The organism is Shigella sp. FC1544, assembly GCF_001722145.1.
Taxonomy (GTDB): domain Bacteria; phylum Pseudomonadota; class Gammaproteobacteria; order Enterobacterales; family Enterobacteriaceae; genus Escherichia; species Escherichia coli.
In genome coordinates, this window is record NZ_MECT01000582.1 from 1 (window position 1) to 23530 (window position 23530).

Here is a 23530-nt window from a genome sequence, read left to right on the forward strand (position 1 = left end):
CAGCGCTGGCTGTTTTACGCGTATGACAGGCTCCGGAAGACGGTTGTTGCGCACGTATTCGGTGAACGCACTATGGCGACGCTGGGGCGTCTTATGAGCTTGCTGTCACCCTTTGACGTGGTGATATGGATGACGGATGGCTGGCCACTGTATGAATCCCGCCTGAAGGGAAAGCTGCACGTAATCAGCAAGCGATATACGCAGCGAATTGAGCGGCATAACCTGAATCTGAGGCAGCACCTGGCACGGCTGGGACGGAAGTCGCTGTCGTTCTCAAAATCGGTGGAGCTGCATGACAAAGTCATCGGGCATTATCTGAACATAAAACACTATCAATAAGTTGGAGTCATTACCCTGAACTACGCTCTTTCAGGCAGTTTAGTTGCCCATTCACAGGGCATTACCCTGGGGCAATCGCTGGGGGAAACTAACGTGCTGATTGCAGCACCAGGCGCAGAGAATACTCGTGTGGCGAACAGCACCGGGCTGAAAACTGACTGGCGCGGATATACCGTTGTCCCCTATGCCACTTCTTATCGGGAAAATCGAATCGCACTTGATGCGGCATCGTTAAAACGTAACGTGGATCTTGAAAATGCAGTAGTCAACGTGGTTCCCACCAAAGGGGCGTTGGTTCTGGCGGAGTTCAATGCCCATGCGGGAGCAAGGGTATTAATGAAAACATCAAAGCAGGGTATACCGCTGCGTTTTGGCGCGATAGCGACGCTGGACGGCATACAGACTAATAGCGGCATTATTGATGATGATGGCTCGCTCTATATGTCCGGTTTGCCCGCTCAGGGAGCGATAACTGTACGCTGGGGCGAAGCTCCCGATCAAATTTGTCATATCAGTTACTAGCTTACCGAACAACAAATTAACTCTGCGATTACGCGAATGGATGCCATATGCAGATAATCTTTGGAGAAAAATGCGTGTTATTACTACGACTATTTTTTGCCGCCGTCTTAATGCTATGGTGCGCTCAAACTGCTGCTTATAGCGGGCAGTGTCATACCACTCAGGGGAATCCGTATATTGGCGTCAATTTTGGCGTTAAAACCCTGGAGGAAGAAGAAAATACGGCTGGAGTAGTTAAAGACAAATTTTATCAGTGGAACGAATCGAATGATTATTATGTTTCCTGTGATTGCGATATAGACAATGTCAGAAGTGGCCGATGGGCATTCGCCGCGGATTCACCGTTAGTCTATTTAGGCGACAACTGGTACAAAATTAATGACTATCTTGCCGCCAAAGTTTTATTGCAGGTTAAAGGCAGTTCTCCTACTGCGGTTCCTTTCGAAAACGTGGGCACAGGGGCAGATACACGATGGCATATTTGCGATCCCGGCGGTCAACGTTTAGGTGGCCAGGGGGCTAGCGGTAATAGCGGTAGCTTTTCCCTGAAAATATTGCAGCCGTTCGTTGGTTCGGTCGTCATTCCTCCTATGGCGCTGGCGCGATTATTTGAATGCTACAACATACCCGCAGGTGATTCCTGCACGACTACAGGTACACCGGTTTTAGTGTATTACCTGTCTGGTACTATCAATTCACTTGGCTCATGTTCCGTCAATGCCGGAGAAACAATCGAGGTCGATCTGGGCGACGTATTTGCGGCTAACTTTCGTGTTGTAGGGCATAAGCCTCTTGGGGCCAGAACGGCAGAACTTGCAATTCCAGTCAGGTGTAACACGGGAAACGCGGGGTTAGTTAACGTCAACCTGAGTCTGACGGCAACTACAGACCCCAGCTATCCCTAGGCGATTAAGACGTCACGTCCTGGCGTGGGCGTGGTGGTGACCGATAGCCAGAACAACATTATTTCCCCTGCTGGTGGAACATTACCGCTCTCTATTCCTGATGATGCAGACAGTATCGCGCGAATGAATGTCTATCCAGTCAGCACGACAGGTGTACCACCAGAAACCGGGCGATTTGAAGCCACGGCAACGGTGAGAATAAATTTTGATTAACGCGTGAACGTATGAAGAAAAAAACGATATTTCAGTGCGTTATCTTGTTCTTTAGCATTCTTAACATCCATGTCGGGATGGCTGGGCCTGAACAAGTTAGTATGCATATTTATGGGAATGTGGTCGATCAGGGCTGTGATGTCGCCACCAAAAGTGCATTACAAAATATTCATATTGGTGATTTTAATATCAGTGATTTTCAGGCTGCGAATACCGTAAGCACTGCTGCTGATTTGAATATCGATATCACCGGTTGTGCCGCTGGTATTACTGGCGCGGACGTCCTTTTTAGCGGCGAGGCTGACACCCTTGCGCCGACACTGCTCAAACTAACTGACACAGGCGGAAGCGGTGGTATGGCAACGGGGATTGCCGTGCAAATTCTTGATGCGCAAAGTCAGCAAGAAATCCCGCTCAATCAGGTCCAGCCTCTTACGCCCTTAAAAGCCGGGGATAACACACTCAAATATCAACTTCGTTATAAGTCCACAAAGGCGGGAGCAACGGGCGGTAATGCGACGGCGGTTATCTATTTTGATCTGGTTTACCAGTGAAGGAGTGATGTTGAAACGGATAATCTGGATTCTGTTCTTACTGGGATTAACGGGGGGCTGTGAGCTATTTGCCCATGATGGCACGGTCAACATTAGCGGATCGTTTCGCCGTAATACATGCGTGCTGGCACAGGATAGCAAGCAAATCAATGTGCAGTTAGGCGATGTCTCGCTGACACGTTTTTTTCATGGGAATTATGGCCCGGAGAAATCTTTCATCATTAATTTGCAGGATTGCGGAACAGATGTCAGCACGGTTGACGTCACCTTTTCAGGAACCCCCGACGGAGTGCAGAGCGAAATGCTGTCCATTGAAAGTGGTACGGATGCAGCCAGCGGGCTGGCAATTGCGATTCTGGATGATGCGAAGATATTGATTCCGCTTAACCAGGCGAGTAAAGACTACAGCCTACATAGCGGTAAGGTGCCATTAACTTTTTATGCGCAATTGCGACCTGTCAATAGCGATGTGCAGTCGGGTAAAGTGAATGCCAGCGCGACATTTGTACTTCATTATGACTAATACGTGGAACAGATTGGCGCTCTTGATTTTCGCCGTTTTATCGCTGCTGGTGGCGGGTGAATTGCGGGCAGGAGTGGTGGTCGGCGGAACGCGATTTATCTTTCCGGCAGACAGAGAATCGATATCTATTTTACTGACTAATACCAGTCAGGAATCCTGGCTGATTAACAGTAAAATCAACCGCCCAACGCGTTGGGCCGGGGGGGAAGCGTCGACAGTGCCAGCACCATTACTGGCCGCTCCGCCACTTATTCTCCTGAAGCCCGGTACTACAGGCACGTTGCGCTTGCTGAGAACGGAAAGCGACATCTTGCCTGTGGATCGCGAAACGCTATTTGAGTTAAGCATTGCCAGCGTGCCATCCGGCAAAGTTGAAAATCAGAGCGTAAAAGTGGCGATGCGCTCGGTATTTAAACTGTTCTGGCGACCCGAAGGTTTGCCGGGCGACCCGCTGGAAGCTTATCAACAATTACGCTGGACACGGAATTCGCAGGGTGTACAACTCACTAACCCAACGCCTTACTACATTAACCTGATTCAGGTGAGCGTAAATGGTAAAGCGTTAAGTAATGCGGGAGTTGTGCCGCCTAAAAGCCAGCGTCAGACAAGCTGGTGTCAGGCAATCGCACCGTGTCATGTCGCCTGGCGGGCGATAAATGATTACGACGGGTTGAGTGCAAAGAAGGAGCAAAATCTGCCCTGAAACAGGTTCGGAAAACGTTTGCGTTTTTTTTGCCGCAGGTCAATTCCCTTTTGGTCCGAACTCGCACATAATACGCCCCCGGTTTGCACACCGGGAATCCAGGAGAGTTCATGTACTACCCCTTCGTTCGTAAAGCCCTTTTCCAGCTCGATCCAGAGCGCGCTCATGAGTTTACTTTTCAGCAATTACGCCGTATTACAGGAACGCCGTTTGAAGCACTGGTGCGGCAGAAAGTGCCTGCGAAACCTGTTAACTGCATGGGCCTGACGTTTAAAAATCCGCTTGGTCTGGCAGCCGGTCTTGATAAAGACGGGGAGTGCATTGACGCGTTAGGCGCGATGGGATTTGGATCGATCGAGATCGGTACCGTCACGCCACGTCCACAGCCAGGTAATGACAAGCCGCGTCTCTTTCGTCTGGTAGATGCCGAAGGTTTGATCAACCGTATGGGCTTTAATAATCTTGGCGTTGATAACCTCGTAGAGAACGTAAAAAAGGCCCATTATGACGGCGTCCTGGGTATTAACATCGGCAAAAATAAAGATACGCCAGTGGAGCAGGGCAAAGATGACTATCTGATTTGTATGGAAAAAATCTATGCCTATGCGGGATATATCGCCATCAATATTTCATCGCCGAATACCCCAGGATTACGCACGCTGCAATATGGTGAAGCGCTGGATGATCTCTTAACCGCGATTAAAGATAAGCAAAATGATTTGCAAGCGATGCACCATAAATATGTGCCGATCGCAGTGAAGATCGCGCCGGATCTTTCTGAAGAAGAATTGATCCAGGTTGCCGATAGTTTAGTTCGCCATAATATTGATGGCGTTATTGCAACCAATACCACACTCGATCGTTCTCTTGTTCAGGGAATGAAAAATTGCGATCAAACCGGTGGCTTAAGTGGTCGTCCGCTTCAGTTAAAAAGCACCGAAATTATTCGCCGCTTGTCACTGGAATTAAACGGTCGCTTACCGATCATCGGTGTTGGCGGCATCGACTCGGTTATCGCTGCGCGTGAAAAGATTGCTGCGGGTGCCTCACTGGTGCAAATTTATTCTGGTTTTATTTTTAAAGGTCCGCCGCTGATTAAAGAAATCGTTACCCATATCTAATTATTTCTTCGAATTCCTCTTTATAAGATAATCAGGGCTTTATTTTCAGCCCTGGTTGTTTTATATTCATCGCTGTTGCTTATTTAGACATTTTGTACTTTTATTGTTGAGGTTATTAAGCGAAGCGACAATGGATTGTGTTGCTGCGGTTTTATAGGGTAGGGGAGAGGCAGATGCGAATTAAACCAGACGATAACTGGCGTTGGTATTACGATGAAGAGCACGATCGAATGATGCTCGATTTAGCCAATGGTATGCTATTTCGCTCACGTTTTGCGCGCAAGATGTTGACTCCAGATGCCTTTTCTTCCGCAGGCTTTTGCGTTGACGACGCCGCGCTCTATTTCTCTTTTGAAGAAAAGTGCCGCGATTTTAATTTATCTAAAGAACAAAAAGCCGAACTGGTGCTGAATGCACTGGTAGCAATTCGCTATCTCAAACCGCAAATGCCGAAAAGCTGGCATTTTGTTTCCCATGGTGAAATGTGGGTGCCCATGCCGGGCGATGCGGCCTGCGTTTGGTTGAGCGATACTCACGAGCAGGTCAATTTGCTGGTCGTTGAATCTGGCGAAAATGCCGCACTATGCCTGCTGGCACAACCCTGCGTTGTTATTGCGGGTCGCGCGATGCAGTTGGGCGACGCCATTAAAATCATGAACGACAGGCTGAAACCGCAGGTTAATGTTGACAGCTTCAGCCTCGAACAGGCAGTCTAACGCGCCAACTTAAGTGCAGTCTTCGGTACACAGCTACAGCAAAGAATGGTGCCATCATCGCCCATTGCTGATTTTTTCAGCGGCGAGACTTCGCCTTCTAAAATCTGAACACGGCAACTTCCACAAATGCCCGCGCGGCAAGAATAAGGGATACGAATTCCCTGATTTTCTAATTGCTCCAGCAACACCTGTTGGTTATTTCCACGAAATGCCTGTCCCTGCCAGTCAATATCTACATTTGCGTCCGGTTGTTGCGTGATGTTGGCGGTATCATCAGCGGCAGCTGCGCCGTAAATTTTTGCCGGAGCCGTTGCCAGAATTTCCACCTCATCGCCAACGCGAATCACGCCGCTATTACGGGCAATTAAATTCTGACCAAAATCGACATCGCCGTTATCCTGGGCAGTGCGGAAAGATTGCAATGTTTTTAATGGTTCGCCTGCCGGATGTTTTTGCCCTTTTTCTGGGCTGACGGTGGTGAAAATACAGCGGCTACAAGGTTTAACCACATCAAACACCACATCACCAATGCGAATCACTTTCCAGCGATCTTCTTCCCAGGCTGACGCGCCGGAAACCACCAGATTGGGGCGGAATTGCTCCATTTTTACACTGGCCGGACAACGTTGTTGGAGATCACGTAACGAGGCTTCGTTAGCAAGAAGGTAAGGATAGCCATCAGCAAATGACAGAGGTACAGTGTTGTGGCGTTTCACGCGCCGGGTCATTTGTGGCCCCACCCAGCGTAATTGCACTTCGCGGGAGAAAAATCCACTTAGCCATTTGTTGATCGCGTCTGGCGCAATTCGCGCGGTAAAATGTGTGCCCCAAACTTCGGTTGGTGCGTCTTGTGTGGCGAAATCAGCAAAACGAACATATGCGCTACTGCCATCTGGTGCGGTGAGATGCAAGCCATCATGCACAGGTGAAGGAGTAAACCGTACCATCTGGGGAAACTGGCGAGCGGTAATAAACGTACCGTCAGGTTCCGTGATCATAAAGATGCGATCGAAGGCCAGACCACTGACATCAGCCAGAGCATGTGTAAGACCAATGCCGCGCATCGATTTAACAGGATGAATAAAAAGCCGGGTTAATGTCGCCACGGTGCGGTCCTCAAATGAAAATAAGCCCTCAACTTTATGACATGACGCGCTTATTAGCTATAATGCGCAACAATTTTCTTAGCGCCTGTCCCATTAGGCTATTTTATTTGTCAGTTTGGCCCTGGGTTGTGCTCGAAATCCTCACGTACTTGTGTACGCTCCGGTTTCTCCGCGCTGTCCATGTCCAGACTGACTGCAACAATTACGCCTACTGCGGTAGGCTCTTAGAGTAAAAGTGACGATATGAATTCTCTGTTTGCCAGTACGGCCCGTGGGCTGGAAGAGCTGTTAAAAACTGAACTGGAAAACCTGGGGGCCGTTGAATGCCAGGTGGTTCAGGGTGGGGTCCATTTCAAGGGCGACACACGGCTTGTTTACCAGAGCCTGATGTGGAGCCGCCTGGCCTCGCGTATTATGTTGCCGCTGGGCGAGTGTAAGGTTTACAGCGATTTAGACCTCTATCTCGGTGTTCAGGCGATCAACTGGACAGAGATGTTTAATCCTGGCGCGACCTTCGCTGTCCACTTCAGTGGTTTGAATGACACCATCCGCAACAGTCAGTACGGCGCGATGAAAGTGAAAGACGCGATCGTCGATGCTTTCACGCGGAAAAATCTGCCGCGTCCAAATGTTGATCGCGATGCGCCGGATATCCGCGTTAACGTCTGGCTGCATAAAGAAACCGCCAGTATCGCTCTTGATCTGAGTGGTGATGGTTTACATCTGCGTGGCTATCGCGATCGTGCTGGTATTGCGCCGATCAAAGAAACCCTGGCAGCCGCTATTGTGATGCGATCCGGCTGGCAGCCTGGAACACCGCTGCTCGATCCGATGTGTGGTTCCGGTACGTTGCTGATTGAAGCGGCGATGCTGGCGACCGATCGCGCACCCGGCTTGCACCGTGGGCGTTGGGGCTTTAGCGGCTGGGCGCAGCATGATGAAGCTATCTGGCAGGAAGTGAAAGCGGAAGCGCAAACTCGCGCCCGTAAAGGCCTGGCTGAGTATAGCTCTCATTTTTACGGTTCGGACAGCGACGCACGGGTGATTCAACGTGCACGCACTAACGCCCGTCTTGCGGGGATTGGTGAACTGATCACCTTTGAGGTGAAAGATGTCGCGCAACTGACCAATCCGCTGCCGAAAGGGCCGTACGGCACAGTGTTGAGCAACCCGCCATACGGGGAACGTCTGGACAGCGAACCGGCGCTGATTGCGCTGCATAGCCTGCTGGGTCGGATCATGAAAAACCAGTTTGGTGGCTGGAATCTCTCTTTGTTTAGTGCCTCGCCGGATCTGCTAAGCTGCTTGCAGCTGCGTGCAGACAAACAGTACAAGGCGAAAAACGGCCCGCTGGACTGCGTACAGAAAAATTACCACGTTGCCGAAAGCACTCCAGACAGCAAACCGGCGATGGTAGCGGAAGACTACGCCAACCGCCTGCGTAAGAACCTCAAAAAATTCGAGAAGTGGGCTCGCCAGGAAGGAATTGAATGTTACCGCCTGTATGACGCCGATCTGCCGGAATATAACGTTGCCGTTGACCGTTATTCCGACTGGGTGGTGGTGCAGGAGTATGCACCGCCAAAAACTATTGATGCTCACAAAGCGCGTCAGCGTCTGTTCGATATTATCGCTGCAACCATTTCGGTACTGGGGATTGCGCCAAACAAACTGGTGCTGAAAACCCGTGAACGCCAGAAGGGCAAAAACCAGTACCAGAAACTGGGCGAGAAGGGCGAGTTTCTTGAAGTTACCGAATATAACGCTCACTTGTGGGTGAACCTGACGGATTATCTCGATACTGGTCTGTTCCTCGATCACCGTATCGCCCGCCGTATGCTCGGTCAGATGAGCAGAGGCAAAGATTTCCTCAACCTGTTCTCTTATACCGGTAGCGCCACCGTGCATGCGGGATTAGGCGGCGCGCGCAGCACCACCACCGTGGATATGTCGCGTACTTATCTGGAGTGGGCAGAACGCAACCTGCGTCTGAATGGCCTAACCGGGCGTGCGCATCGCCTGATTCAGGCCGATTGCCTGGCGTGGCTGCGTGAGGCAAATGAACAGTTTGATCTGATCTTTATCGATCCGCCAACCTTCTCTAACTCAAAACGAATGGAAGATGCGTTTGATGTTCAGCGCGATCATCTGGCGCTGATGAAAGATTTGAAACGTCTGCTGCGTGCAGGTGGGACGATCATGTTCTCGAACAACAAACGTGGCTTCCGTATGGATCTCGACGGCCTGGCAAAACTGGGACTGAAAGCACAAGAAATTACGCAAAAAACGCTCTCCCAGGATTTCGCCCGTAACCGCCAGATCCACAACTGCTGGCTGATTACCGCAGCCTGAAAGGAATAGTAATGTCATTAATCAGTATGCATGGCGCATGGCTGTCGTTCAGCGACGCGCCGCTTCTCGATAACGCAGAACTGCATATCGAAGATAACGAACGTGTTTGTCTGGTGGGCCGCAACGGCGCGGGCAAATCGACGTTAATGAAAATCCTCAACCGTGAACAAGGGCTGGATGACGGTCGCATTATTTACGAGCAAGATTTGATTGTAGCTCGTCTGCAACAGGATCCGCCGCGTAACGTTGAGGGTAGCGTTTATGATTTCGTTGCCGAAGGCATTGAAGAACAAGCGGAATATCTGAAACGCTATCACGATATTTCGCGCCTGGTGATGAACGACCCGAGCGAGAAAAATCTCAACGAACTGGCGAAGGTTCAGGAACAGTTGGATCACCACAACCTGTGGCAGCTGGAAAACCGCATCAACGAAGTGCTGGCGCAACTGGGGTTAGATCCTAATGTTGCGCTGTCGTCGCTTTCCGGCGGCTGGTTGCGTAAAGCGGCATTAGGACGCGCGCTGGTGAGTAATCCGCGCGTGCTGTTGCTTGATGAACCGACAAACCACCTGGATATTGAAACCATCGACTGGCTGGAAGGGTTCCTTAAAACCTTCAATGGGACGATTATTTTCATCTCCCACGACCGTTCGTTTATCCGCAATATGGCGACGCGCATTGTTGATCTCGATCGCGGCAAGCTGGTGACCTATCCAGGGAATTACGACCAGTACCTGCTTGAAAAAGAAGAAGCCCTGCGCGTGGAAGAACTACAAAATGCCGAGTTCGATCGCAAACTGGCGCAGGAAGAGGTGTGGATCCGCCAGGGGATCAAAGCACGCCGTACCCGTAATGAAGGCCGCGTACGCGCCCTGAAAGCAATGCGTCGCGAGCGTGGTGAACGTCGCGAAGTGATGGGTACCGCAAAGATGCAGGTGGGAGAGGCCAGCCGCTCCGGTAAGATCGTTTTCGAAATGGAAGACGTTTGCTACCAGGTTGACGGTAAGCAACTGGTGAAAGATTTTTCGGCCCAGGTTCTACGTGGCGACAAAATTGTCCTGATTGGTCCGAATGGGTGCGGCAAAACCACGCTGCTGAAACTGATGCTCGGTCAGCTTCAAGCGGACAGCGGGCGTATTCACGTTGGCACCAAACTGGAAGTGGCTTATTTCGATCAGCACCGCGCGGAACTGGATCCCTATAAAACGGTGATGGATAACATTGCCGAAGGTAAGCAAGAGGTGATGGTTAACGGCAAGCCACGCCACGTATTGGGCTATTTGCAGGACTTTCTGTTCCATCCGAAACGGGCGATGACGCCGGTACGTGCGCTTTCTGGCGGTGAGCGGAACCGCTTGCTGCTGGCGCGTTTGTTCCTCAAACCAAGCAACTTATTGATTCTTGACGAACCGACCAACGATCTTGATGTCGAAACGCTGGAACTGCTGGAAGAACTGATCGACAGCTATCAGGGCACGGTATTGCTGGTTAGCCACGATCGTCAGTTTGTCGATAACACCGTTACAGAATGTTGGATCTTCGAAGGCGGCGGTAAAATTGGTCGTTATGTCGGCGGTTATCATGATGCCCGTGGTCAGCAAGAGCAGTATGTGGCGCTCAAACAGCTTGCGGTGAAAAAAACCGAAGAAGCCGCCGCGGCAAAAGCAGAAACTGTAAAACGCAGCAGTAGCAAACTAAGCTATAAATTGCAGCGCGAACTGGAGCAGCTACCGCAATTGCTCGAAGATCTGGAGGCGAAGCTGGAAGCCCTACAGACGCAGGTGGCGGATGCTTCCTTCTTCAGTCAGCCACATGAGCAGACACAAAAAGTGCTCGCCGATATGGCTGCTGCAGAGCAGGAGCTGGAGCAAGCCTTTGAACGCTGGGAGTATCTTGAAGCGTTAAAAAATGGTGGCTGATCGCAAAATAGTCGATTTAAACAGAGACAGCTGACAACGGTAAAATTGCCTGATGAACTGGGTTTATCAGGCATGAAAACCAACACTTTGTTAGTCATCTGTAAAATAGCGCATCATTAAGGAGTACCAATGTGCGAACATCATCATGCCGCGAAGCACATCCTGTGCTCGCAGTGTGACATGCTGGTGGCGTTACCGCGCCTTGAGCATGGTCAGAAAGCGGCATGTCCCCGGTGTGGCACAACGTTAACCGTGGCGTGGGATGCCCCTCGGCAGCGTCCGACCGCCTATGCGTTGGCTGCACTGTTCATGCTGTTGCTGTCCAACTTGTTTCCTTTTGTGAATATGAACGTTGCAGGAGTTACCAGTGAAATTACATTACTGGAAATTCCCGGCGTGCTTTTTTCTGAGGACTACGCCAGCCTCGGCACCTTTTTCCTGTTGTTTGTGCAACTGGTTCCCGCGTTTTGTCTGATAACCATTCTGTTACTGGTGAATCGCGCGGAATTACCGGTCCGTTTAAAAGAGCAACTGGCACGGGTGCTTTTTCAACTCAAAACCTGGGGAATGGCGGAGATTTTCCTCGCGGGAGTGCTGGTCAGTTTCGTTAAACTGATGGCTTACGGCAGCATTGGGGTAGGCAGCAGCTTTCTCCCCTGGTGTTTATTTTGTGTCCTGCAACTGCGCGCTTTTCAGTGCGTTGATCGTCGCTGGTTATGGGACGACATCGCCCCGATGCCAGAACTGCGCCAGCCGCTAAAACCAGGCGTCACGGGGATACGTCAGGGGCTGCGTTCGTGCTCCTGTTGTACGGCAATCCTTCCTGCTGATGAACCCGTGTGCCCGCGTTGTAGTACCAAAGGGTACGTTCGGCGTAGAAACAGCCTGCAGTGGACACTCGCGCTGCTTGTAACGTCCATCATGCTGTATCTTCCGGCTAATATTTTGCCCATCATGGTGACGGATTTATTAGGCTCGAAGATGCCGTCGACGATTCTCGCTGGGGTCATTCTGTTATGGAGCGAAGGCTCTTATCCCGTCGCTGCGGTGATCTTTCTGGCCAGTATTATGGTGCCAACGTTAAAGATGATCGCCATCGCGTGGCTGTGTTGGGATGCCAAAGGGCATGGCAAGCGCGACAGTGAAAGAATGCATTTGATTTATGAAGTTGTTGAGTTTGTAGGCCGCTGGTCGATGATTGACGTTTTCGTTATCGCGGTGCTCTCGGCGCTGGTGCGTATGGGAGGTTTAATGAGTATTTATCCGGCAATGGGTGCATTAATGTTTGCTTTAGTCGTCATAATGACAATGTTTTCTGCTATGACGTTTGACCCGCGTTTGTCGTGGGATCGTCAACCTGAATCAGAGCATGAGGAGTCCTGACAGTATGGAATCTAATAATGGGGAAGCCAAAATCCAGAAAGTGAAGAACTGGTCTCCCGTGTGGATATTTCCTATCGTCACGGCGCTCATTGGAGCCTGGGTTCTATTTTATCATTACAGCCATCAGGGACCGGAAGTGACCCTGATCACCGCGAATGCGGAAGGAATTGAAGGTGGCAAAACCACCATTAAAAGCCGTAGCGTTGACGTCGGCGTGGTTGAAAGCGCCACACTGGCTGATGATTTGACGCACGTTGAAATCAAAGCGCGGCTGAATTCCGGTATGGAAAAATTGCTGCATAAAGACACCGTCTTTTGGGTGGTGAAACCGCAGATTGGTCGCGAAGGGATTAGCGGCCTGGGAACGCTGCTGTCTGGAGTTTATATCGAACTGCAGCCAGGCGCGAAAGGCAGCAAAATGGATAAATACGATTTGCTGGACTCGCCACCGTTGGCCCCGCCTGATGCGAAAGGTATCCGTGTGATTCTCGATAGCAAAAAAGCCGGGCAGCTCTCGCCAGGAGATCCGGTGCTGTTCCGTGGCTATCGGGTAGGTTCGGTTGAAACCAGCACCTTCGATACGCAAAAACGCAATATCAGTTATCAACTGTTCATCAATGCACCTTATGACCGACTGGTGACCAGCAATGTTCGCTTCTGGAAAGATAGTGGCATTGCGGTTGATCTGACGTCAGCGGGGATGCGTGTGGAGATGGGCTCATTGACAACGCTGCTTAGTGGCGGTGTTAGCTTTGATGTGCCGGAAGGTCTGGATTTAGGGCAGCCAGTGGCACCGAAAACAGCTTTCGTTTTGTATGATGATCAGAAGAGCATTCAGGATTCGTTGTACACCGATCACATTGATTATCTGATGTTCTTTAAAGATTCGGTACGCGGTCTGCAACCGGGAGCTCCGGTAGAATTCCGGGGTATTCGCCTGGGTACCGTAAGCAAAGTGCCATTCTTTGCGCCGAATATGCGTCAGACATTTAACGATGATTACCGTATTCCGGTACTGATTCGTATCGAGCCAGAGCGGCTGAAAATGCAGCTTGGCGAAAATACGGATGTTGTTGAGCACCTTGGCGAATTGTTGAAACGTGGTTTACGCGGATCGCTGAAAACCGGAAACCTGGTCACTGGTGCACTGTATGTTGATCTCGATTTCTATCCAAATACGCCTGCAATAACCGGTATTCGTGAATTTAATGGTTATCAGATTATCCCGACTGTTAGCGGCGGCCTGGCGCAAATCCAGCAACGACTGATGGAAGCGTTGGATAAGATCAACAAACTGCCATTGAATCCGATGATTGAACAGGCAACCAGTACGCTTTCTGAAAGTCAGCGCACAATGAAAAACCTGCAAACGACGCTGGATAGCATGAACAAGATCCTCGCTAGCCAGTCGATGCAGCAGTTGCCGACGGATATGCAGTCAACGTTGCGTGAATTGAATCGCAGCATGCAGGGCTTCCAGCCTGGCTCCGCAGCCTACAACAAGATGGTGGCGGATATGCAGCGCCTTGATCAGGTGTTGCGAGAACTGCAACCGGTGCTGAAAACGCTCAATGAGAAGAGTAACGCGCTGGTATTTGAAGCGAAGGACAAAAAAGATCCAGAGCCGAAGAGGGCGAAACAATGAAAAAGTGGCTAGTGACGATTGCAGCACTGTGGCTGGCCGGATGCAGCTCCGGCGAAATTAATAAAAACTATTACCAGTTACCTGTGGTGCAGAGCGGTACACAAAGTACCGCCAGCCAGGGCAATCGTCTGTTATGGGTAGAGCAGGTCACTGTTCCTGACTATCTGGCGGGGAATGGTGTGGTTTATCAAACCAGTGATGTGAAGTATGTGATTGCCAACAACAACTTGTGGGCCAGCCCGTTGGATCAACAGTTGCGCAACATCCTGGTTGCCAACTTGAGTACGCAACTGCCCGGCTGGGTGGTTGCCTCCCAGCCTCTGGGAAGCGTCCAGGACACGCTCAATGTTACCGTAACGGAGTTTAACGGTCGCTATGATGGCAAGGTCATTGTCAGTGGTGAGTGGCTGTTGAACCACCAGGGACAACTGATCAAACGTCCGTTCCGTCTGGAAGGAGTGCAAACTCAGGATGGTTACGATGAGATGGTTAAAGTGCTGGCCGGTGTCTGGAGTCAGGAAGCCGCTTCTATTGCACAAGAGATAAAGCGTCTACCTTAATTATAAAGATTTGTAAGTATAACCGTCTCCGGTATGTTGCCTGAGGCGGTTTTTTTGTTTCTAACGTGCGGAAAAATTTGTTCCTCTTCACATTTTTTGTACAACCGACATGCCCGTGTAGCTCACAAATATGACAGTGGCGTGAATTTTGCGCATTGACGGCAGTTATGATTCGCGGTATTGCTTAACTGTGATTGCACATTTAGTAATCACTGTTTTCTTTTCCACCAGAAACCAGTATGAGGGAAACGAGGCATGAAGAGACAAAAACGAGATCGCCTGGAACGGGCACATCAACGTGGTTATCAGGCCGGCATCGCCGGACGCTCAAAAGAAATGTGTCCCTATCAGACGCTGAATCAAAGGTCACAATGGCTGGGAGGCTGGCGAGAAGCCATGGCGGACAGGGTAGTAATGGCCTGATTCTGTCTCTTTAAAAAGAAACCTCCGCATTGCGGAGGTTTCGCCTTTTGATACTCTGTCTGATGATAATCAGAAGGCAGACGTATCCTGGAACAGACCGACTTTCAGGTCGCTGGCGGTATAGATCAGACGACCATCAACCAGCACTTCGCCATCTGCCAGACCCATAATCAGACGACGATTAACAATGCGTTTAAAGTGAATACGGTAGGTCACTTTTTTCGCTGTCGGCAGTACCTGACCAGTGAATTTCACTTCGCCAACGCCCAGCGCGCGGCCTTTACCTTCGCCGCCCAGCCAGCCGAGGTAGAACCCTACTAGCTGCCACATTGCGTCCAGGCCCAGGCATCCCGGCATAACCGGATCGCCAATGAAGTGGCATCCGAAGAACCACAGATCCGGATTGATATCCAGTTCTGCTTCAACATAGCCTTTGTCGAAGTTACCACCCGTTTCGGTCATTTTGACCACACGGTCCATCATCAGCATGTTCGGTGCTGGCAATTGCGGGCCTTTAGCGCCAAACAGTTCACCGCGACCAGAGGCAAGAAGGTCTTCTTTTGTATAGGATTCGCGTTTATCTACCATGTTCTCTGTAAGCCTTATTTTATTGAAGCACGCAGGATAGCTAACACGTGTACGCTGAACAAGTCCGATCAGTTCGGAATAAACCAGTTCAGCCAACGTAATGGCCATGGAAAACGGTGACGTCCTTCCTGTTGCGATGCTTGCGCGATACGTTCCTGGATGGTTTGCATCAGCGTCGTTTGGCCTTCGCCATCCCACACCAGATTTAATAATAACGGCAGTGCGTCAGTCACATCGTCTACTGCCCAGATGGTGAATTTGCCTTCTTCTACCGCTTTCACCAGTTCACTGTGAAGACTTAAATGGCGAACGTTAGCTGTGGGGATAATGACACCTTGTTTCCCGGTTAACTCACGTTGCTGGCAAATAGCAAAGAAGCCTTCGATTTTCTCATTTAAACCACCGACCGGCTGGGCGCGACCGAACTGATCGACTGAACCTGTGATAGCGATACTCTGATTCACCGGCACATCGGCGAGGGCGCTTATCAGGGCGCAGAGTTCAGCCATCGAGGCACTATCTCCATCAACTTCACTGTATGACTGCTCAAATGTCAGCGATGCTGAGAAGGGGATCTGTTGCTCAAGCTGTAGTTCCGACATCAGGAACGCTTGCATGATCATCATCCCTTTCGCATGGATATTGCCGCCAAGTTCCGCTTTGCGTTCGATGTCGTGAATTCACCATCGCCAATATGCACAACGCAGCTAATGCGAGAAGGTTCGCCAAAAGCGCGTGGATGACCCGGAAATTCAATGACCGAAAGGGCGTTAATTTGCCCGATGCGTTCGCCTTCGGTTTCAATCAGGATTTGCTCCTGAAGGATCTCATCCTGCATACGTTCAGCGAGGAAACCTTCGCGCCATTCACGCTGCTGCAGCATTAAGTTTAGCTGCTCGCCGGAGAAGGTGTCGCCATCACACAGGGAGGCGACCTCTTTACACTGGCGGAGGATCCACTGCGGGCTAAGCGGAAGTGTTTCTTGTTCACCGGTGTAGCGTGCTGCTTCGCGGATAAGTACCGGCCAGGCATCCGCTCCCGGGGCAGGTAAGTGATTATGTCTGGCGGTAAATGTCACCCAGCGACACCACTGGCTTACTGACTCCGCATCGACAATCTGCAGAGTATCTTCAAATTCGCTATAAATAGCCTGCTCTGAAAGCTCTGGCTCCATCTCCTGGAAATCAGCCAATGATTCGCGTTCGCCTACCAGAATGACTTTCAGCTTCAATGGCATCGAAGGCACAGAGACGGGGAGAGGGCGCGACTCATCAAACGCAACCCAGTCAAAACGCTCGCGGTTAACGATATTTTTCAGCCGCATCCACAGCAGAGGTTGCGCCAGCAGTGTACGCAAAGAGATGATGAGAATACCGCCATTTGCCTGATGCACCAGACCAGGCTGCAGGGTAATGTCGCCATTAAACTGGCGCAGGCAGCCAAAGAGTTGCTCCGCTTCTACCCAGTCGGCAGCGACAACTTGCGTTAAAGTCGCAAAATTATCATCTGCACTCACTGCGTGACGTAAGCGGATGGAGTGGCCGGAAACCTCATAGTGATCGCCCACCAGTTGGCCTGCATCGCTTTGTAGCGTACGCGCGGCATCGGCAATAAGATTCAGATACTCAGACTCTTCCGGGGCCTTAGCCAGCATAAAAGAGGAGGATGCTCGCGTATGCAGCAACTGCTCCAGCGCAAATTGCAGCCGCGGTTGAGTATCACTGAATAAAGGATCGTTTTCGTCAATCAAATGTGGCTGAGCAAATATTTCCTGATAGCTATCGGTATCAGGAACCAGGTCACGCCATGCAAGTTTCGTAATGGTCAAAGTTGATGTTTTTTAGTCTGTTGTCAAAGCCGCGATTATACCGTAACCGGCACTACAGCACACGTAGAAAGCACCGACAATACTTCTGGCATGGGCGTTAAAGCTCACAGGATGGAGATTCTTTTCTTCACTGGCCTAAAAAGCTGATATTCTGTAAAGAGTTACACGGTAACATTGAGATCGCTATGAAATATCAACAACTTGAAAATCTTGAAAGCGGTTGGAAATGGAAGTATCTGGTGAAGAAGCATCGCGAAGGGGAGTTAATTACCCGTTACATAGAAGCCAGTGCCGCCCAGGAAGCCGTCGATGTGTTGCTCTCGCTGGAAAATGAACCCGTGCTGGTAAATGGCTGGATTGACAAGCATATGAATCCGGAACTGGTCAATCGCATGAAGCAAACCATTCGGGCCAGACGGAAGCGCCATTTTAATGCGGAACACCAGCATACGCGCAAAAAGTCGATCGATCTGGAATTTATTGTCTGGCAACGTCTGGCTGGTCTTGCGCAGCGTCGCGGTAAAACGCTTTCTGAAACGATTGTTCAGCTGATTGAAGATGCGGAAAACAAAGAGAAATACGCGAATAAAATGTCTTCTCTGAAGCTGGATCTGCAGGCATTGCTGGGTAAGGAATAACTGACGAAAGTCAGTTCAATTTACTAAAGGCAAAAAAAACCCCGCAGCAGCGGGGTTTTTCTACCAGACGATAACTTAAGCCTGCGGCTGAGTTACAACGTCTTTGATACCTTTAACTTCGATCTCTACGCGACGATCCGGAGCCAGGCAGTCGATCAGTGCAGCACGCTGTTTCACGTTGTCACAGGTGTTGCCAGTAACCGGGTTGGATTCGCCCATACCACGTGCGGAGATCTTGTCTGCCGGGATACCTTTGGAGATCAGGTAATCAACAACAGACTGAGCACGGCGCTCGGACAGACCCTGGTTGTAAGCGTCAGAACCGATGCGGTCGGTGTAACCCAGAACAACTACGGAACCGTCTTTCGGATCCAGGTTGCTCAGCTGGCTGTACAGCTGATCCAGAGCAGCCTGACCTTCCGGTTTCAGGGTTGCTTTGTTGAAGTTGAACAGAACGTCAGACTTCAGAGTGAAGTGCTTGGTCTGTACTTCCGGTGCCGGAGCTGGAGCCGGAGCAACTACTGGAGCTGCTTCGCCCTGACCGAAACGGTAGGAAACACCCAGGCTCAGCATGCCGTTGTCCGGACGAGTGCCGATGGTGTGTGCGTCACCGATGTTGTTGGTCCACTGGTATTCCAGACGGGTAGCGATTTCAGGAGTGATCGCGTACTCAACACCGCCAGCGAAGACCGGAGAAACGCCGGTGTCGTGGTTTTTACCATAAACGTTGGATTTAGTGTCTGCACGCCATACCATACCACCCAGACGAGTGTAGATGTCCAGGCCGTCAGTGATTGGGTAACCCAGTTTAGCGGTCAGTTGAACGCCCTGAGCTTTGTATGCACCGTTTTCAACGCTGCCTTTGTACGGCATACGACCTAACCAGTCGTAACCCATTTCAAAGCCAACATACGGGTTAACCTGGTAACCACCAAAAGCACCAGCGCCCAGTTGGTTTTCATGGGTCGGGCCATTGTTGTTGATGAAACCAGTGTCATGGTACTGGGACCAGCCCAGTTTAGCACCAGTGTACCAGGTGTTATCTTTCGGAGCGGCCTGCGCTACGGTAGCGAAACCAGCCAGTGCCACTGCAATCGCGATAGCTGTCTTTTTCATTTTTTGCGCCTCGTTATCATCCAAAATACGCCATGAATATCTCCAACGAGATAACACGGTTAAATCCTTCACCGGGGGATCTGCTCAATATTAACTCTACCGATATCTTCGGCTTATGCCGAGCACCCCTGGCGATGTAAAGTCTACAACGTAGTTGAAAACTTACAAGTGTGAACTCCGTCAGGCATATGAAAAAAAAGTCTTGTATAAGGTATGTTTAATCTTTTTTGTCAGCGACAATTTACAGAAGAAAATCGCGGAAACCGCTTCAGACAAGCCTCCGCAAGGAAAATTAGTCACGACTGAAAGCATTGGCTGGGCGACAAAAAAAGTTCCAGGATTAATCCTAAATTTACTTAATGATACAAATTAGAGTGAATTTTTAGCCCGGAAAGTTGTCTCGTGGCGTGAGAGGATGCGCTTACCGGACGCATAATAAACCCCATAGCGTTACCTTCATTTGCCGCATCAACAAGTTCAGCATGCTCTTCTTCAGTCAAATCATCTGCCAACCAACCGATCACCACACTGTAATTGCCCGTGCGTAAAGCGCGAACCATTGACTCCACAGTGTGGCAAGGGGAGAGCTGGCTAATCTGCATTACTTTCGTTAAGGGTAGCCCAGATGCCTGAACCCATTCCCGACTCAGTTTTTGTTGCGGTGTTAACCAGAGTTGCCAGCGCGATTGCTGACCGAGTTGCTGTAACAATGGCAACAGTAGAAGTTGCGTCATCATGGGCTGATCTTCGCGATAGACAACTTCACTGATAAGCCCGGCTGTAGTGTTTTCCGTAGAGACACGCGCAATTTTACTTGCTGCGGATGAGAACGACGAAGAACGATGTGCATAGCCTGAAGTGTACATAATCAATCCAGCCCCTGTGAGTTACTGTATGGATGTACAGTACATCCAGTGACAACAAAGATCAACCCTATTTTCGGAAAGAGCCTCGCAAATTTTGTCGTTGGTGACGGGAAAACATAAATTAATCTTGCCCCTTAAGAATAAGTTGCCTATTTTCGTAGTTAACGGATCCGTTAATGTGAATCATTCTTTTATGTTATGATTTTAAAAGGAATTTTATGAAAAGCCTCTCCTATAAGCGGATCTATAAATCACAAGAATACCTGGCAACGTTGGGCACAATTGAATACCGATCATTGTTTGGCAGTTACAGCCTGACCGTTGACGACACGGTGTTTGCGATGGTTTCTGATGGTGAGTTGTATCTTCGGGCTTGTGAGCAAAGTGCACAGTACTGTGTAAAACATCCGCCTGTCTGGCTGACATATAAAAAGTGTGGCCGATCCGTTACCCTCAATTACTATCGGGTTGATGAAAGTCTATGGCGAAATCAACTGAAGCTGGTGCGTCTGTCGAAATATTCTCTCGATGCAGCGCTGAAAGAGAAAAGCACGCGCAATACCCGGGAAAGACTGAAAGATTTGCCCAATATGTCTTTTCATCTGGAAGCGATTCTCGGGGAGGTGGGGATTAAGGATGTACGGGCGTTACGTATACTTGGGGCAAAAATGTGTTGGTTGCGACTGCGGCAGCAAAACAGTCTGGTGACAGAAAAGATTCTGTTTATGCTTGAAGGTGCCATTATCGGCATTCATGAAGCTGCGCTCCCGGTGGCACGCCGCCAGGAGCTTGCAGAATGGGCTGACTCACTTACGCCGAAACAGGAGTTTCCTGCGGAACTTGAGTAATCTGGCGTTGCAGACGACCAATCTCAGGCAGTAATGCAATCAATAATCCAACTTGTTGTACGACCAGAGGTTCTTTGCTGTCTGCCCGTGGTTCAAGTTGCTGCATCCGCTGTTTCAGGCTAGCTAATGCCTCATTGACGCGTTCTTCATCAGCAGGTTGATGATGTAACGCGTCATCAACATAGCAAACTGCGTCATCAAGAAACGCCAGAATTTCAGGATTAGTTAACTGCTCCCGGTGAGCACCGAGGGCTGAGATATAGCTGGTAAACGTATGGTTAAGGCACAGCAACCGAAACGCGGCTTCGCGAATTTGCGGGGTAACGTTCGGCTCGCTGGACATATTTGATACCACCGACGCCAGCTCAGCATCACGGTTGTGTGCATCGCGGCGGGCAATACGATACGCCAGACGGTTATCACGCCCCTGATGGTATTGCTCCAGTATGGCATCGAGATACCGACAGTTGGCCTCTGTGGCGCGTTCGAGCATGCGCGGCAGATTGCGAAACTGCCAGTCAGGCCAGATGTAGCTCACTGCCGCCCACGCAATGGCACAACCAATCAGCGTATCGATTACGCGAGGTAACGCTACTTCAAAACCTTCACCCAGTAAGTTAAAACACAGTAGCACCAAAAGTGTGATGAACATCGTTGCATGAGCGTATTGCACGTTACGGAAGGCAAAAAAGAGCACGCCGGTAATAACCAGCAGCACCAGCTGCCCTTCCAGTGATGGCACAAACCACAGCACAGGAATGCCAATGGCGATACCTACCAGCGTACCAATAATCCTTAACTTCAGGCGGTGGCGCGTGGCGTTATAGTTTGGCTGGCAGACAAACAAACTTGTCAGCAAGATCCAAAACCCGTGATGCATTCCGGTTATTTGAATGATGGCGTAGCCGAAGCACAACACCAGCGACATTCTTACCGCATGACGGAAGAGGGCGGATTCCGGCGTGAAGTGACGGCTAAGACGCAGCCAGATATCACTCAACCCGTGCGGGCTGTCATCAGCGAGCTCATTTTCGTCATTATTATGGGGTAGTGCCTGGGCCTGTTCTGATTCAATTGTTGCCAGTTGGGCATCAATGGCGCGTAAATTGTTCAGCAAAAATCCCAGTGTTTTGAGTAAATCGGCGGGTGCGCCGTTATCGCGCATCCGCTCCAGCGCAGCATCAATATGCGTAAAAGCGCGCTCAAAATGCGGATCATGTTGATAAGGCTGACGCAACAAAATACAGCGTGACAGTTGCTGGCACGCCTGGCCCTGCATCGACATCAGCCGCTGAAAACGGAACAGCACGTCGCTGTGGCGAAAATGTTCACGCAATGTTTGATACTGAATATGAGAAGAGCTGGCACGCTCGTGAATATCCTGTGCGACAAAGTAATAATGCAGCGTGCGACGCGTTCCCCGTTGACCACGATCGCCACGTAAGCGGGTCAGCAGCGAGAGTTTCGTCTGATTCAATGTCGCCATCAGCAGACCGTTGGCGAGAGCCAAATCGTACAGCGGTGCCTGGCTTTCATCTTCAATATCAGGATCAAACATGCGCGACTTGAGCTCAAGATAACGCGCCAGTTGTTCATAGCAACGCGCCAGGTTGTCCTGCAGCGGGCGGACCGGGAACAGCAGATGACCAATAAGTGTCAGGACGTTGTACCAGACGGCACCGGCCAGCAGATACATCGGCTGCTGATACCAGTGCTCATACAGTGATGTTCCCAACATAGTGTAAATGGCGATCAGCAATGCACCGAAGGCAATTGTTGCATAGCGTTGACCCAGACCGCCGAGCAAAATGAAGCCGCTGGTAGAGAGCGTTAAGCCAATCGCAAATAGCCAGGGCCAGGGAAACAGCAATTCTACTGAGGCCGAGGCGATAAAAAAGCAGAACAGCGTAATGATGAGGTTACGCAAACGCCCCGCCAGTCGGTCATCGAGATCGGTCAGCGCCGCTGCCACCATCCCCAGCGTTAGCGGAATCGTCAGTTTTACATCACCCAGCCACCACGGAAACGCTGTGGTTCCACAAAGCGCAATAAAAATACGCGCGTAATACAGCCAGGCGCTGTTCCAGGTATAGCGTTTGAGCAAAGGACTTAGCATAAAGGCCATATTAGTGGATTATTCAAAACGACGACGTGCATTGGCTTCACGCGCAGCTTGCGCTGTTTCTACCGATACCACGCGACGACCAACCGGCCATAGTGCAATAGCGGCAATTTTAAAGTTCGCAATGCCGACAGGAATGCCAATGATTGAAATACATTGTGCGATGCCCGTTGCAATGTGCATCAGGCATAACCACCAGCCAAAGAAAATCAGCCAGAAAATATTCAATACCGTACCGCCAGTATTCAGCAGCACATTTTTGCCAGCCGGGTTCAGTTCATCGACATGAATAGCTTCATTGCCATAAGGCACCAGAGACAGTTTAGTGATCTCCCAGCAGGATCGTGTCAGCGGTAAGGTAAAAATCAGCACAATACTGACCAGAGTCGCCAACAGCCAGCCCAGAGTGGTGGCAAATCCGCCAAGCACAAAGTTCAGAATGTTCAAAACGGTACGCATAAAACCTCGCTTTACTGTGGTTTTCAGTAATGGGCGGCAATTGTAACGTTTTTTTGGGCTGGAGCACGTTTTCTCTGACGG

19 protein-coding genes and 4 pseudogenes are annotated in these 23530 nt (G+C 50.3%); 16 read left to right on the top strand and 7 right to left on the bottom strand.

Annotated elements, in window-relative coordinates; translation table 11 throughout:
- The 8 genes and pseudogenes from BGK49_RS23440 to zapC all read left to right on the top strand — a co-directional run.
- Nucleotides 1–339, top strand: a pseudogene (locus BGK49_RS23440) (IS1-like element IS1B family transposase); the annotation flags it as partial.
- Between the two features lie 15 nt (nucleotides 340–354).
- A pseudogene (locus BGK49_RS23445) lies at nucleotides 355–861 on the top strand (fimbria/pilus outer membrane usher protein); the annotation flags it as partial.
- 47 nt (nucleotides 862–908) lie between these two features.
- Nucleotides 909–1979, top strand: a pseudogene (locus BGK49_RS23450) (fimbrial protein).
- Nucleotides 1980–1990: 11 nt separating this feature from the next.
- Nucleotides 1991–2533, top strand: coding sequence for a fimbrial protein (locus tag BGK49_RS23455; RefSeq protein WP_073816582.1), 543 nt, complete (start codon nucleotides 1991–1993; stop codon nucleotides 2531–2533).
- 7 nt (nucleotides 2534–2540) lie between these two features.
- The gene (locus BGK49_RS23460; RefSeq protein WP_000919489.1) at nucleotides 2541–3056 is read left to right on the top strand and encodes a fimbrial protein; all 516 of its coding nucleotides are present in this window, start codon (nucleotides 2541–2543) and stop codon (nucleotides 3054–3056) included.
- Nucleotides 3022–3759, top strand: a complete 738-nt coding sequence (locus BGK49_RS23465; RefSeq protein WP_001111471.1) for a fimbrial chaperone — start codon at nucleotides 3022–3024, stop codon at nucleotides 3757–3759. Before BGK49_RS23460 ends, BGK49_RS23465 begins: the two co-directional genes overlap by 35 nt.
- A gap of 110 nt (nucleotides 3760–3869) precedes the next feature.
- Nucleotides 3870–4880 carry a quinone-dependent dihydroorotate dehydrogenase gene (gene pyrD / locus BGK49_RS23470; RefSeq protein WP_005043088.1) on the top strand — a complete coding sequence of 337 codons (1011 nt, stop codon included), beginning with the start codon at nucleotides 3870–3872 and terminating at the stop codon, nucleotides 4878–4880.
- Between the two features lie 173 nt (nucleotides 4881–5053).
- Entirely contained in the window at nucleotides 5054–5596 is a 543-nt protein-coding gene (gene zapC / locus BGK49_RS23475) for a cell division protein ZapC (RefSeq protein ID WP_005026339.1), read from the top strand.
- Here zapC and ycbX read toward each other — a convergent pair.
- Nucleotides 5593–6702 carry a 6-N-hydroxylaminopurine resistance protein YcbX gene (gene ycbX / locus BGK49_RS23480; protein WP_000224267.1) on the bottom strand — a complete coding sequence of 370 codons (1110 nt, stop codon included), beginning with the start codon at nucleotides 6700–6702 and terminating at the stop codon, nucleotides 5593–5595. The genes zapC and ycbX overlap by 4 nt on opposite strands.
- A 243-nt stretch (nucleotides 6703–6945) precedes the next feature.
- On the opposite strand from ycbX, the gene rlmKL reads away from it, so the two are divergent.
- From rlmKL to rmf, 6 genes are all read left to right on the top strand, one after another.
- Nucleotides 6946–9054 (top strand): bifunctional 23S rRNA (guanine(2069)-N(7))-methyltransferase RlmK/23S rRNA (guanine(2445)-N(2))-methyltransferase RlmL, encoded by a 2109-nt coding sequence (gene rlmKL / locus BGK49_RS23485; RefSeq protein ID WP_001086537.1) that lies wholly within the window; start codon nucleotides 6946–6948, stop codon nucleotides 9052–9054.
- Nucleotides 9055–9065: 11 nt separating this feature from the next.
- Nucleotides 9066–10973, top strand: coding sequence for an ABC transporter ATP-binding protein (locus BGK49_RS23490; RefSeq protein ID WP_000053101.1), 1908 nt, complete (start codon nucleotides 9066–9068; stop codon nucleotides 10971–10973).
- Nucleotides 10974–11102: 129 nt separating this feature from the next.
- Complete coding sequence (gene pqiA / locus BGK49_RS23495) at nucleotides 11103–12356, top strand: membrane integrity-associated transporter subunit PqiA (RefSeq protein WP_000333176.1); 1254 nt, start codon at nucleotides 11103–11105, stop codon at nucleotides 12354–12356.
- Nucleotides 12357–12360: 4 nt separating this feature from the next.
- Nucleotides 12361–14001 carry an intermembrane transport protein PqiB gene (gene pqiB / locus BGK49_RS23500; RefSeq protein WP_000445545.1) on the top strand — a complete coding sequence of 547 codons (1641 nt, stop codon included), beginning with the start codon at nucleotides 12361–12363 and terminating at the stop codon, nucleotides 13999–14001.
- A complete protein-coding gene (pqiC, locus tag BGK49_RS23505) occupies nucleotides 13998–14561 on the top strand; it encodes a membrane integrity-associated transporter subunit PqiC (protein ID WP_000759113.1) in 564 nt (187 codons plus the stop codon). Before pqiB ends, pqiC begins: the two co-directional genes overlap by 4 nt.
- 255 nt (nucleotides 14562–14816) lie before the next feature.
- Nucleotides 14817–14984, top strand: coding sequence for a ribosome modulation factor (gene rmf, locus BGK49_RS23510; RefSeq protein ID WP_000828648.1), 168 nt, complete (start codon nucleotides 14817–14819; stop codon nucleotides 14982–14984).
- A 69-nt stretch (nucleotides 14985–15053) separates the two neighbouring features.
- On the opposite strand, the gene fabA is transcribed toward rmf, so the two are convergent.
- On the bottom strand, nucleotides 15054–15572 hold the full coding sequence (gene fabA / locus BGK49_RS23515; RefSeq protein WP_000227927.1) for a bifunctional 3-hydroxydecanoyl-ACP dehydratase/trans-2-decenoyl-ACP isomerase: 519 nt from the start codon (nucleotides 15570–15572) through the stop codon (nucleotides 15054–15056).
- Nucleotides 15573–15640: 68 nt separating this feature from the next.
- Nucleotides 15641–17400 (bottom strand): annotated as a pseudogene (locus BGK49_RS23520) (AAA family ATPase).
- 185 nt (nucleotides 17401–17585) lie between these two features.
- On the opposite strand from BGK49_RS23520, the gene matP reads away from it, so the two are divergent.
- Nucleotides 17586–18038 carry a macrodomain Ter protein MatP gene (gene matP / locus BGK49_RS23525; protein ID WP_000877160.1) on the top strand — a complete coding sequence of 151 codons (453 nt, stop codon included), beginning with the start codon at nucleotides 17586–17588 and terminating at the stop codon, nucleotides 18036–18038.
- A 75-nt stretch (nucleotides 18039–18113) separates the two neighbouring features.
- Here the strand turns inward: matP and ompA are convergent, their stop codons facing one another.
- On the bottom strand, nucleotides 18114–19154 hold the full coding sequence (gene ompA, locus BGK49_RS23530) for a porin OmpA (protein WP_005042889.1): 1041 nt from the start codon (nucleotides 19152–19154) through the stop codon (nucleotides 18114–18116).
- Nucleotides 19155–19510: 356 nt separating this feature from the next.
- A complete protein-coding gene (gene sulA / locus BGK49_RS23540) occupies nucleotides 19511–20020 on the bottom strand; it encodes an SOS-induced cell division inhibitor SulA (RefSeq protein ID WP_000288710.1) in 510 nt (169 codons plus the stop codon).
- 218 nt (nucleotides 20021–20238) lie between these two features.
- Here sulA and sxy point away from each other — a divergent pair, with 218 nt between their 5' ends.
- On the top strand, nucleotides 20239–20868 hold the full coding sequence (gene sxy, locus BGK49_RS23545) for a CRP-S regulon transcriptional coactivator Sxy (RefSeq protein WP_000839153.1): 630 nt from the start codon (nucleotides 20239–20241) through the stop codon (nucleotides 20866–20868).
- On the opposite strand, the gene yccS is transcribed toward sxy, so the two are convergent.
- The gene (gene yccS, locus BGK49_RS23550) at nucleotides 20831–22993 is read right to left on the bottom strand and encodes a YccS family putative transporter (protein WP_000875021.1); all 2163 of its coding nucleotides are present in this window, start codon (nucleotides 22991–22993) and stop codon (nucleotides 20831–20833) included. The two genes, sxy and yccS, sit on opposite strands and share 38 nt — an antisense overlap.
- Before the next feature lie 9 nt (nucleotides 22994–23002).
- On the bottom strand, nucleotides 23003–23449 hold the full coding sequence (locus tag BGK49_RS23555; protein WP_001261235.1) for a YccF domain-containing protein: 447 nt from the start codon (nucleotides 23447–23449) through the stop codon (nucleotides 23003–23005).
- Nucleotides 23450–23530: the final 81 nt, after the last annotated feature.